Genomic DNA, 12,837 nt, shown 5'->3' with positions numbered 1-12,837 from the left:
TGGAGGTAACGAGTTATCGCTAAGAAAAAAACAACATTTGTTTGTCAGGAGTGTGGTTATCATTCTCCGAAATATTTGGGACGTTGTCCGAATTGTTCGTCTTGGACGTCTTTTGTTGAAGAAGTTGAGGTGCAAGAAGTCAAAAATGCGCGTGTTAGTTTGACGGGTGAAAAGAGCAAACCGACTAAGTTAAAGGATGTTAGCTCGATTCATTATTCACGCACGAAGACTGGCATGGATGAATTTAACCGCGTACTTGGTGGCGGTGTGGTGCCAGGTAGTTTGGTGCTTATCGGTGGTGACCCAGGTATCGGAAAATCAACGCTTCTTTTGCAGGTATCTATTCAACTTGCAGATAAGGGAACAGTTCTTTACGTTTCTGGGGAAGAATCAGCAGAGCAGATTAAACTACGTAGTGAGCGTCTTGGCGACATTGACAATGAATTTTACCTTTATGCTGAAACCAATATGCAAGCCATTCGCGCACAGATTGAGCAAATTCAGCCTGACTTTCTCATTATAGACTCAATTCAGACCATTATGAGCCCTGATATTTCTGGGGTTCAAGGGTCGGTATCACAAGTACGTGAAGTGACTGCAGAGTTGATGCAACTGGCCAAGACAAATAATATTGCAACCTTTATCGTTGGTCACGTGACTAAGGAAGGGCAGCTTGCAGGACCGCGCATGCTTGAGCATATGGTGGATACGGTGCTTTATTTTGAAGGGGAACGTCATCACACTTTCCGTATTCTACGTGCTGTGAAAAATCGTTTTGGTTCAACCAACGAAATCGGCATTTTTGAAATGCAATCTGGTGGTCTTGTTGAAGTGCTTAATCCGAGCCAAGTTTTCTTAGAAGAACGTTTGGACGGTGCAACGGGGTCAGCTATCGTGGTTACCATGGAAGGCAGCCGTCCAATTTTGGCTGAGGTGCAGGCACTCGTGACGCCAACTGTTTTTGGAAATGCCAAACGCACCACAACGGGTTTAGATTTTAATCGTGTCAGTCTGATTATGGCTGTTTTAGAAAAGCGCTGCGGACTTCTTTTGCAAAATCAAGATGCTTATTTGAAATCGGCTGGTGGTGTTAAACTTGATGAGCCAGCGATTGATTTGGCAGTAGCGGTAGCCATTGCATCAAGCTATAAAGAAAAACCAACAAATCCACAGGAAGCCTTCATCGGTGAAATTGGTTTGACAGGCGAAATTCGTCGTGTGACACGTATTGAGCAACGTATCAACGAAACGGCAAAACTTGGTTTTACCAAGGTTTACGCTCCCAAAAATGCTCTGCAAGGTATTGAAGTACCTGCAAATATCACTGTTGTCGGTGTGACGACAGTTGGGGAGGTCTTGAAGAAGGTGTTTCATAACTGATTATCCGTCAACCTAAAATAGATGACTCTGTCCAGCTATATCAACTCTATCAAGCAGAGGGTTGGAAGAGTTTTACTCCTGATAAAATTGAACAGCTCTTACAAACATCTTGTTGGTTCGTTCTAGAAGTTGAAGGGGAAATTTGTGGCTTTGTCTGGTATCTGACAGATGGGGTGTTAACAACCTATCTTTGCGAGCTGTTAGTTTCCAAGAAACATAGACATAAGGGATATGCAAGTCTTCTACTGACCGAACTTGGTCATCATCACCCAAAAACCAGACTTGACTTGGTTTCAGAAGCTGATGATTTCTATGAACATTTGCAATTTAGGATAATAGGGACGGGGATGCGAAAACTCATATCAACCGATTTATCTCAAAAATAAAGTCCTACATTTGGCAACCTTTTTCATTTGACATTACAAGAATCCGTATTTCATAGGTAAAGTTGAAGAAAGACGAAAATAGTCATTGATGCATGACCTTCCACCTCTCATTCTTCTGTATATAATTTGAAAAATTATGAAACCAGACCCTTCTTCATGACAAATATCTCTAAAAATGCTAAGATAGATAAAATTTATAAATGAGACCATTAACTAGTAAAGGAGGCTCTCATGTCATATTTTGAAAAATTTTTAAAAACTAATCAGGCCTATGCGGATCTTCATGGAACAGCCCATTTGCCAATTAAACCTAAAACCCAAGTAGCTATCGTGACCTGCATGGATTCTCGATTGCATGTTGCTCAGGCATTGGGGCTTGCTTTAGGGGATGCTCATATTTTGCGGAATGCTGGTGGGCGCGTGACAGATGACATGATTCGTTCACTTGTGATTTCTCAGCAACAGTTGGGGACTCGAGAAATTGTTGTTCTTCATCATACAGACTGTGGTGCGCAGACTTTTACCAATGATGCTTTTGCAGATCAACTCCAACGTGATTTGGGAGTAGATGTTCACGGTCACGATTTTCTTCCATTTACTGATGTCGAAGAAAGTGTACGGGAGGATATGGCGATTTTGCGCCAGTCCCCGTTAATACCAGATGATATTAACATTTCAGGTGCAGTCTATGATGTTGATACGGGGCGTATGACGGAGGTGATTTAGAAATGGCAGAGCGGTTTCAGTCGTTCTCAGCAGTACTCCCTATGATATACAAAGATGGTAAGGTACTCCTACAATTGCGGCAAAATACTGGTTATAAAGATGGATACTGGGATTTTGCTGGGTCAGGTCATGTTGAAAAGGGTGAAACAGCAACACAAGCACTGATCAGAGAGTGTCGTGAAGAATTAGGAATTAGCATTTCTGAGGATGAACCTACTTTGAAGCATATCTCACAAGTCGTTTTTCCAGAAAGAACTTACTTGTATTTTTATTTTTCAGTTCACCACTTTGATAGGATTCCAACGATTCAAGAAAACGAAAAATGTGCCCAACTTGCTTGGTTTTCTATTGAACAATTACCAGAAAATATGATCCCTACCCATCAAGCAAATTTAGAACGAATTCTTACTGGTAAGTTTTATAGTGAGATAAAATTATAAGATTCACTCAAAATGAAAGCTGTAGATAGCATGTGTTTAATTTCTTGATAACTCCTTGCTTTGATTCTAAGAACCTGCATTCACAAGTGAAGTGCTTATAGATAAGAGATAATTTTTCGCTAATCAAGGCAGTTTTTTGAGAGAATACTGACTGTATTTTGAAAAAACTAGCCTTAGATAGAAGTGCTGAACTGTGAATACAGCTTCTAAAGTTTAGATAAGGCGCATTTCTCATTTGACAGTTATTTAGGAAAAGGTTAAAATAATTGTATCGAAACAAACATACAAAAGGAGCCGATTATGGATAACCGAATGAAGTACACAATTGATAGTAATATGCAATTTCCTTTAGTTGAGATTGCCCTAGAAGCTGGTGAGACAGCCTATATCCAACAAGGAAGCATGGTTTACCACACACCAAGTGTCACTCTCAATACTCGCCTTAACGGACGTGGTTCTGGTCTTGGGAAGTTGATGGGAGCCATAGGTCGCTCTTTTACTTCTGGCGAGTCTATGTTTATCACCCAAGCAGTGTCAAATGCAGATGATGGTAAATTGGCTCTTGCGCCATCAATGCCTGGTCAGGTTATCGCCCTTGATTTGGGAACTAAACAGTATCGCCTCAATGATGGTGCTTTTCTGGCTTTAGATGGTTCAGCACAGTACAAAATGGAACGTCAGTCTGTTGGCCGCGCCTTCTTCGGTGGACAAGGAGGACTCTTTGTCATGACAACTGAGGGAGAGGGAACGCTTTTGGCCAATAGTTTTGGTTCTATCAAGAAACTCGAACTGAACGGTGGAAGTATTACTATTGATAATGCCCATGTCGTTGCTTGGAGTAAGGATCTCAATTATGATATTCATCTTGAGAACGGCTTCTTGCAGTCCATCGGTACTGGAGAAGGAATTGTCAACACTTTCCATGGTTACGGTGAAATCTACGTTCAGAGTCTTAATATTGAAACATTCTCACGAGTTATCGGAAATCATATTGTGACTGGTGGCGGAGATGATGATGGTGGCACATTGCTAGGAAATCTTTTCTAAAAATTAGACATTAGAACTCAAGTCATCTTGGGTTCTTTTTGGTACGACTTACTGTCCAAAGCTTACCACTTACTGAAAAGCCCTTGTTTTACGAATAAAGCTTGCTATAATAGTTATAGCAATGAAGGGAGGAAGCCGATGAGGATTCGGATTGATTTGGATGATACTTGTAGTGATGTTGAAGTTATCATAAAAACCAGTCAACTAAATGAACAAGTGGCACAAATTCAAAAGGCACTTTCCCAGCTTAGTCGAGCACCTTTGGTATTTTATAAAGGAAGCAGTGAGTATTTCGTAAAAATTGAAGACATTCTCTTTTTTGAAACGGATGGTTCAAAAATCTATGGGCATTCAAGAGATAATGCTTATGAGGTGAAACTCAAACTCTATGAGCTGGAAGATTACTTGCCCTCATATTTTTGCAGGGTGGCTAAGGCAACTATTGTCAATACGCGTAGCATTTATTCGCTTGATAAATCATTCTCAGGAACTAGCACCATTCGTTTTTATGAGACTCACAAGCAGGTGCACGCGTCGCGACATTATTATCAATTACTTAAAGAGAAGTTACAAGAAACGAGGTAAAATATGAAACGAACTTTTTTGGGAATAGGGTTGATTTTGCTGGCTGGTTTCCTACTTTTTCAAGAACAGTTAGGACTTGCCTACATTCCAGTTTGGACGATTTTGTGGATTACTTTCTTGGGGGGATGTGCTATTGTTTGTCTCTTGAAACGAAGCTGGTTTGCTGGATTAGCTTGCCTTATTTTAGCTTTGAGTCAGTTAAATAGTATTTTTCACTGGTATAGTATTTCAAGTTGGTTGTTATTTTTAGTAGCTATGTTGGTGATTGGCGGTCTGCAATTGATTTTTAAGCCTAAGGACAAATCACTGATTAACTGGAATAAAAGTGAGCGAATCCGAATTGAAAAAAAATGGACGGCCTCCGAGGAACGGACATCTGGCAGGATTCTTTCTGGAGAGTCTATGGATCTCATCTTTGGAAATTCAACGGTTTATTTTGAAGAGAATGATATGGTTGGAGAAACAGCAACTTATGAAGTCAATGCTATATTCTCAAGTGTAATCCTTTATGTGCCATCAACTTGGAAGGTTACGATCAAAGGAGACCAAGTCTTTAGCAAGGTTAATCAGGAACCTAGTCATTTAGATTGTGAAAAGACTTTAGTTATTAACGCCGATATGGTCTTTTCAAACCTAACAATTATGTATCTTTAAGTGCCCTTTTAGAGCAGTAAAATCTTTCTTGTTTTTCTGCTCTTTTATTGAAAAACAAATATCAGAAAATTCCAAAAATATAAGGAGATATTATGAAAAAGCTTTTGAAAAACAAACTTTACATGCTGACTTTTGTCAACGATATGCTATCTAATTTTGGGGATGTTGTCTATTACCTAGCGCTGATGTCTTATGTTTTGCAGCTACCGGATGCCAAGTTAGCCATTTCAATTGTCAGTATCTCAGAAACGCTGCCTATATTGGCAGGTTTTGTTATGGGGTATTTTGCAGACCGAACAACTGATAAGATTAAGACGATTTTGAAAACACTTTACTTTCGGACGGGAATTTATCTCTTAATCGGTGTTGTTATCGGCTTTAAACCAAGTTTGTGGATTGTTATTCTGGCAGCTTTTATCAATTTTTTGTCCGACTTAGCGGGTCAGTACGAAAATGGTCTCTACACACCTTTGAGTTTACGGGTAGTGGCTGACGAAGATCGCTCAGATAGTTACGCTTTTCGTCAGGCCGCAGCTGCTATATTGTATATCGGTTTTCAATCGGCTGGCGCAGCCTTGGTGACGGTTATGAGTTATCAAGCGTTAGCTTTTGTCAATGCAGGAACTTTTGCCCTTTGTGCTTTGATAATGCTGGGTTTGAAACCCAGTCTTGAAAAATTATTGGTGGAACGCCCTCTGGAAATTACAAAAGAAGTCAAAGGTAATCTGGTCAAGGATATGTGGAACAGCATGAAGCTAGCCCTGCGTGAATGTCTCAAACTGCCAGAAATGCGTCAGTCTATGGTAGTAGTTCCTGTTCTCAATGGTGTGCTGAATGTTGTAACTATTATCATTCCCGTTATTATCAGTCAGGATAAGCACTTTATTATCGGAAATGCGGTAACGACCTTGGCACTGTTGACTATTTTCAACCTCCTTGGTGGTATTCTGGGTAATATTCTTGCCATGACTGTTCTGAAGAAGCTAGATCTGACGCTAGCTATTCGTTTGGTAACGTTACTCGTACCAGTTTTCTTCTTTTTTATCTATATCCATGAGATTCATGGTGTTTATGCAACGATTTTCCTTATCACCATTTTAGCTGGAGCTATTAATCCTAAGTTTGCTGCCTTGATTGCAAATAGTATGCCTGAGGACAAGTTAGCCATGATAAGTGGTGGTGTTAATACTTATTTTCAAATCGGTTCCATGCTGACGCGTCTTGTTGTGGCTGGTTTAATTGTGGTCTTACCTATTGATGTGATTAGTTTGATGTTCCTGTTTATCGGGTTTGCCTTGGTTGTCTATGCTTACAGAGGGAAGCTCAGGAAAGTAGTTGCGTAGCAATACCAAGAATTTTCTTCCGGCTCTTCATCGTAGCACTATTATAATTGTGCCTTGGATAATCTGGTTAAGAAAAATGAGTTGGCAGTATAGGGGCAGGCTATTATTATGATTTCAATGTCAATTAGACTTGGTAGAGCATTGAAATAGGTAAAGCTGATAGGTACTGTGTTATTTGTGCTATTGACCATGTGTCGTTGGTTGAATATACCTCGTTCAAGTTATTATTACCAGACTGTAGAGCCCGTATCTGAAGCAGAGCTTGAAGAAATGGTTAAGCACATTTTTCTTGACAGTAAGTCCAGATACGGAACTAGGAAAATCAAGAAGTGTCTGGAGATGAGTGGGGTCAACTTGTCTCGTCGTCGGATTCGTCGCATCATGAAGAGGCTGAATCTCGTATCCGTCTACCAGAAGACTGCCTTCAAACTGCATTCTAAAGGGAAAAATGAAGCCCCCATTCCAAACACTGGCTAGACAATTCAACCAACGAAAGCCATTGGAATCCCTTGTGACGGATTTAACCTATGTTCGTGTTGGCAATCGCTGGGCTTATGTTTGCTTGATTCTTGACCTCTTTAATCGTGAAATCATTGACCTATCTCTTGGTTGGCAAAAGACTGCTGACTTGGTCAAAGAAGCCCTTCAAAGCATTCCTTACGCTCTTATCAGGGTCAAGATGCTTCATTCTGATCGAGGGAAGGAGTTTGATACCCAGCTGATTGATGAGATGTTAGAAGCGTTTGGCATCGCTCGGTCTAAGTCAAGCTGTTTGTCCCTATGATAATGCCGTAGCTGAAAGTACCTATCATGCTTTCAAACTTGAGTTTATCAACCAAGAAACCTTCCACTCTCTAGAAGAACTAACCCTTAAAACCAAGGATTATGTTCACTAGTGGAATCATCACCGCATCCGCAATAGTCTCAATTACCAAACAACCCCCATGGCTAGAAGAGCAATCACTTAACAAAAACACTTTATAAAATTTGTACAGAAAAGTGTTGCCTTTTCACTCCCCTCCTTAAATCCGCTTTATATTATTGAAGTGTCATATATTAGAAATCTATTTCGGAACCATATTCATTTTTTTATATCTTAAAGTATAAATTTAATTGAATTTTCTATGAATAATTTCCTTTATGACAAAATTACTCCCCTTTTCTAGAAGCTTAATAATACTTTTTATATTCTTCATGGGATAACTTATTTATCAAATATGAAACTTCCCCCTGATTTTAAAGGAATTTAGTTTAAAATTAACTTATCAAATTTGATGAAAGGAAATATCTGCTTATGAATAATATCTTTTTGGGAGACGAAATTGTAGTTCTTTCAATACTAAAAAAGAGACACTTACGAGGAGAAGTATCATGAATGTACAACAGCTTAACAAACTTCCTCAAGAAAACATCACTCAAAGTCAATTTATTCTTACCATCTATTGCTCTATTGTAGTATCTTAAAAGTAAGAAGGCTATGTTCGCTAAACATACGCCTTTTTTACTTTCTTTTATTTTTTTGATATAATCTATTAAAATTTAAAATTTTACCTATTGAAAGAAGTACTATGATTGAAACAACAGAAATGGGCGCACTATTCAAAAAGATTCGCTTATCAAAAAAATTAGCTTTAAAAGATGTTGCTGGTGACTACTTATCTATATCTTTCTTGTCAAAATTTGAGCGTGGAGAATCAGAAATTTCTTTATCTAGGTTCTTCTTACTATTAGAAAATCTAGATGTTAGTATAGAAGAATTCTATGGTATTCTCTCAAAAGAAAAACCGACTTATACAGAACTACTGTTAGAACGTGTTAGTAAGGCGTATTATCAAAATAATATCCTTGCTTTAAAAAAATACCTAAAAGAAGAAAATAATAAATATCATGATAGCAATAAAAAACTATTCCTGTATAATACAATCATGATTGAATCCTTTTTATCTACAATCACAAGGGAAGCCGTAGATGTGGATAAGATAAAAATTATCACGGACTATCTTTTTGATATTGAACAATGGGGTAAGAGGGAGTTGATAATACTAGGAAATAGTATGCCAGCTATTTCTTCAGAAACTCTCAATGTACTTGTCAAAGAAGTCATTTACAAAACAACCCTTTTTGGAAATAATGAATCAAATATAAAAATTAGGATTGATATACTGATAAATGCAACATCTGAATTTATTGAAAGAAATCAACTAGATTTAGCAAAGTCGTATTTAGATATGATTTCAGATATAGGTATTCCAGAAACCTTTTTACACGAAAAACTTGAATATAATATACTTTTAGGAGCTTTCTGGATTAAATCAGGTAAAGTAGAAATTGGAAAAAAACTTATTGAGAACTGCCTTGAAATTCTCAAAACTTTAGGAGCGAACAATCTACTCGTATCTCGCGAAGCTTACTATGAAGAACTACTAAATTCCACTATATAACAATATCTAACTTTGGTGTTTAAAACGATGTAAACTAGAACTATAAAAAGATATTATCTTTTTATAGTTCTAGTTTTTTTAAGGAGCAAATTTATGATTGATACCATGATTTTTCCAACTAGTCTATCCCCTGATAACTTAATTATTAACTCTAACTTTACCTATGTATTTTCAACTAATAAATCTATCCCATACCAAGGATGGAAGATCCATATTTCAGCAACATTAGATAATTACCAAAAAATATTAGATTCTGTAACCACTATTTGTTTAACGAACGATACCCCATTTAAATTTATAAACTCTACAGAAAAATTATTTTTTATCTTTTCAAAAAAGACCTCTCAAATTGAGATTGGAAAGTTTATTACGATCTATCCTGAAAACGATCAAACCTTTCTATATCTACTCGATGTCCTATATCAAGAAATAAAATATGAATCTGGCATCCAAATAATAACAGACCAAAATTATAAACAGTCAGAGGTTATATTTTATAGGTACGGCCTCATGAATGCATCTGTAAAAAACGGTCAAAGACCCTATCTTTTTGATAATAATGGTGTTGAATATCCAGATTTACCAGGTGCATACTATTCTTGCCCTAAATTTGTAACAGAATACTTTCCTGAAAAAACTGACACCTCTACTATCCTAAAGGAGAGATATGATATGAAATCTATCCTTTATCAAACTGGTGCAGGAAATATCTATATCGCAATCGATATTACTAACTCCAAAAAGTTATTATAAAAGAAGCTCGAAAATATGTCTATGCTACCAGGGATATCACTTCTATAGAATTACTAAAAAACGAAACTAAAATAATTAAAAAATTATCAGGTTCAGTAACTCCTAATTACATTGATGATTTTTATTTAGAAGGTAACTACTACCTCGTAGAGGAATTTATTGAAGGTAAAACACTTAACACTTTAAAAACAGACTTTAATTTACTCCTAAAACGAACTCCTTCAGAAATTACAACTTTCAATAATAAACTCCAACAAATAATTTCAAAACTATTTAAATCATTAGAATATATTCATGATCATGGTGTTATTGTTGACGATATCTCTTGTAGTAATATCATATTAACACCAGAAAACAAAGTTTATTTTATTGACTTCGAAACAGCATATTTAAAAAATGAAAATCCGTTGATAGCAACTACAAATAGCTGCTATCCAAAAACAATATATGCAAAATTTGAACATAAAGATATAGTCAAATTGTGGTACTGTATCATCAATCTACTAACCAATGCAAGTTCACTTTTAAAATTTGATCAAACTGGAACAGAGACTTTAAAGCTATTTACAAAGATGTGTTTAGAGATGAACTTCCCTTCACAACTATTAAATAAATTTATGAAAGACTTTAAGCTAGAAAGGAACAATCAAATGTTTTTTATTAACTTTATCAAACTAGGAATGGATTTGGAAAAACTCATACATAAACGAGATCAACTGTTAAATACTCTGGTAACTAATTCTACAATTTCTATAGAAGGTAAATCTTGGTGTGAAAAAGTAGATAACTATCTAGCAATAAATCAATTAGGACTTACTCCATCTGAAAAATTAACAGTAAAAGATATTCAAGGAAGTGATTTAGATTCTCAGTTAGCAAGAATTTTACTAGATGAATCACAAGAAAATTTATCTGACGACATGTTATCTGAAAACTTTTTTAAAAATCTGGAATACAAAGAAAAATATCGTCTACTAACCATTTTAAACTCAAAACTAAAAAATCCTAATTTATTTAGGAAGCTAGTAAAATCTATTATTTCTAATAACATCAAATACGAAAAAGATGTTCCCTATCTAATTATTGAAGACTATCTTTCGCCGTATCTAGTAGATGGAAACTCAGGTTTAATTATTGAATTAATAAAATTTAGTATTTCTGAACAAACTACAGAATATGATGCTTTTATTAAAAAGCTAGGTAATGGAGTAGAACATCCCTATGCAAAAAGTACATCACTATATAATGGATTAGCCGGACTCGGGCTTGCGAATGCCTGGTTATATCGCTATTTCGATAAAATGCATTATTTACAGACTAGTATTAATATCAGTAATCACATTTGTGATTACTCAATAGAAAAAAATGGTAAATTTATATTAATTGATCCAATACGTGATGAAATAAAAAATAGCTATTCTCATGGCATGTTAGGCCAATTCTATTTTTTTGAAACTCTTATCTCTTTGATAAGCAAGGTACAAAATAAGGAAAAAAATTATGAAAAAATACATCTTACAATTTAAATTTAAAAATTTATTGCATATATTTCTCATTGCTTGTAATTCTGCATTTCTTGTAGGTGCTTCTGTTACCTTAGCATTTATGACCAATCAATTAGTCGCAGGTAATTTTAAACTCTTCCTTATTTGGTTGGGAATTGAAATATCACTCTACCTTCTCTATCTTGTATTTACTTATATCATTACTATTCATCAAGCTAAGTTAATACAAGAAATGTCTCTAAAAATTCGTTCCGATTATATTAAAAACATAACTAATTCTCCTTTCCATACATTCCAAAGCAAAACTATCGGAGATCATATCTCCATATTAAATAATGATATTCAAATCATCGAAAATAGTGGCTTTTCAAATTTATACAATCTATTTTCTACATTATTCACCTCCCTCTTTTCTATTATTGCTCTTTTAAGTTATGATATTAGAATTGTAGTTTTAACTATACTATTAACAATTTGTCTTACATACCTTCCTAAACCATTTGCTACGAAAATGCAAAATTTTATGTCAATTTTTTCAACTGCAAACGAAGAGCTCGTATCTGGATTAAATGATCAATTATCAGGATACAAAACACTTTATTATTCGAATAAAAAACCTACTCTATTAATTCAGATCACAAAAATAATTAGAAACTATATGACACAAAAAGTAAACTTTACTCAAAACAGTACTAGGATAGAGATAATCATGTCTATATTTTCTATTATTGCACAAATGTCAATTCTTTTCTTGACAGGTTTACTTATCACTTTAGGACAAGTTTCAATTGGTTCTATATCTTCTGTGGGACAAATTTCAGGTAATATTTTTAATTCATTAACAACACTTAATCAACTACAAGTGGCAATTCATTCTGTTAAACCTTTATTTTTAAAATTTGAGATTTCTTCTAAAAATACTGAGAAAAAAATAGTAAATAATATTGAGAACATTGATATTTGCGATTTAGAATACAATTTTGGTAATAAGAAAATCTTCTCTAAATTCAATATCAACTTAATAAAAAATAAAAAATATGCTATTATTGGTGAATCTGGAAGTGGAAAGTCAACATTGATAAATATTATCTTAGGAAATCTCCAGAATTATACTGGTCATGTAAAATACAACAATTTAGAGTTAAAAGAAATTGATGAAAATTCCATTGTTTCTCAAGTCGCATATATTAGTAATTCTACACATATTTACAATGACACACTTGAAAATAATTTAACTCTGTGGTCTCAAGACATTACACAAAATGAAATAAAAAAAGCTTTGAAAGATGTAAATTTACTAGACTTACTGGGGCGTTTAAAGGAAAAGGTATCTAATGATCTACTTTCAGAAGGTCAAAAACAAAGAATTGGTATTGCAAGAGCATTATTAAAAGGTAGTAAAATTATTATTATGGATGAAGCTACAGCCAATCTTGATAAGACTAATTCTGATTTTATTGAAAATAATCTTTTAAAAAATCCTGATATTACCTATATTACCGTAACACATCACCTTAGTTCAGAAAGAGAAAAATACTTTGATCAAATAATTAAATTAGCATAATAAAATGTAGCCT

At 35.1% G+C, this 12,837-nt stretch carries 12 protein-coding genes and 2 pseudogenes; all 14 read left to right on the top strand.

The annotated features are described in order from the left end of the window. The first annotated feature begins 15 nt into the window (after positions 1-15). The 14 genes and pseudogenes from radA to ABZ559_RS10815 all read left to right on the top strand — a co-directional run bounded on the left by radA (position 16) and on the right by ABZ559_RS10815 (position 12,824). Positions 16-1,380, top strand: a complete 1,365-nt coding sequence (gene radA / locus ABZ559_RS10880; protein WP_367007659.1) for a DNA repair protein RadA — start codon at positions 16-18, stop codon at positions 1,378-1,380. After that, positions 1,377-1,766, top strand: coding sequence for a GNAT family N-acetyltransferase (locus ABZ559_RS10875; protein ID WP_367007658.1), 390 nt, complete (start codon positions 1,377-1,379; stop codon positions 1,764-1,766). Before radA ends, ABZ559_RS10875 begins: the two co-directional genes overlap by 4 nt. 231 nt (positions 1,767-1,997) lie before the next feature. Beyond that, on the top strand, positions 1,998-2,492 hold the full coding sequence (locus tag ABZ559_RS10870) for a carbonic anhydrase (RefSeq protein WP_367006385.1): 495 nt from the start codon (positions 1,998-2,000) through the stop codon (positions 2,490-2,492). A gap of 2 nt (positions 2,493-2,494) precedes the next feature. Then, entirely contained in the window at positions 2,495-2,932 is a 438-nt protein-coding gene (locus ABZ559_RS10865) for an NUDIX domain-containing protein (protein ID WP_367006383.1), read from the top strand. 297 nt (positions 2,933-3,229) lie between these two features. Then, the gene (locus ABZ559_RS10860; RefSeq protein ID WP_367007657.1) at positions 3,230-3,979 is read left to right on the top strand and encodes a TIGR00266 family protein; all 750 of its coding nucleotides are present in this window, start codon (positions 3,230-3,232) and stop codon (positions 3,977-3,979) included. Positions 3,980-4,117: 138 nt separating this feature from the next. Then, the gene (locus tag ABZ559_RS10855; protein ID WP_018376734.1) at positions 4,118-4,564 is read left to right on the top strand and encodes a LytTR family DNA-binding domain-containing protein; all 447 of its coding nucleotides are present in this window, start codon (positions 4,118-4,120) and stop codon (positions 4,562-4,564) included. A 3-nt stretch (positions 4,565-4,567) separates the two neighbouring features. Beyond that, positions 4,568-5,218, top strand: coding sequence for a hypothetical protein (locus tag ABZ559_RS10850; RefSeq protein ID WP_367006381.1), 651 nt, complete (start codon positions 4,568-4,570; stop codon positions 5,216-5,218). 92 nt (positions 5,219-5,310) lie between these two features. Beyond that, positions 5,311-6,561: an MFS transporter gene (locus tag ABZ559_RS10845; RefSeq protein ID WP_367006379.1), complete on the top strand. Its 1,251-nt coding sequence runs from the start codon at positions 5,311-5,313 to the stop codon at positions 6,559-6,561. A gap of 189 nt (positions 6,562-6,750) precedes the next feature. Next, positions 6,751-7,529: pseudogene (locus ABZ559_RS10840) on the top strand (IS3 family transposase); the annotation flags it as partial. Positions 7,530-8,129: 600 nt separating this feature from the next. Continuing rightward, on the top strand, positions 8,130-9,002 hold the full coding sequence (locus ABZ559_RS10835; RefSeq protein ID WP_273404702.1) for a helix-turn-helix domain-containing protein: 873 nt from the start codon (positions 8,130-8,132) through the stop codon (positions 9,000-9,002). A 93-nt stretch (positions 9,003-9,095) separates the two neighbouring features. Continuing rightward, complete coding sequence (locus tag ABZ559_RS10830; protein ID WP_367006377.1) at positions 9,096-9,755, top strand: hypothetical protein; 660 nt, start codon at positions 9,096-9,098, stop codon at positions 9,753-9,755. Beyond that, a pseudogene (locus tag ABZ559_RS10825) lies at positions 9,749-10,102 on the top strand (kinase); the annotation flags it as partial. The gene ABZ559_RS10830 and the pseudogene ABZ559_RS10825, both read left to right, overlap by 7 nt. 60 nt (positions 10,103-10,162) lie before the next feature. Beyond that, positions 10,163-11,281, top strand: coding sequence for a hypothetical protein (locus ABZ559_RS10820; RefSeq protein ID WP_367006375.1), 1,119 nt, complete (start codon positions 10,163-10,165; stop codon positions 11,279-11,281). Beyond that, complete coding sequence (locus tag ABZ559_RS10815) at positions 11,256-12,824, top strand: ABC transporter ATP-binding protein (RefSeq protein WP_367006374.1); 1,569 nt, start codon at positions 11,256-11,258, stop codon at positions 12,822-12,824. Before ABZ559_RS10820 ends, ABZ559_RS10815 begins: the two co-directional genes overlap by 26 nt. Positions 12,825-12,837 lie beyond the last annotated feature (13 nt).

This window comes from Streptococcus sp. ZY19097 (assembly GCF_040731245.1).
In the GTDB taxonomy this organism is placed as follows: Bacteria; Bacillota; Bacilli; order Lactobacillales; family Streptococcaceae; genus Streptococcus; species Streptococcus orisratti.
Note: the sequence above shows the minus strand (reverse complement) of the source record. Positions and strands in the feature narration are given on the sequence as shown.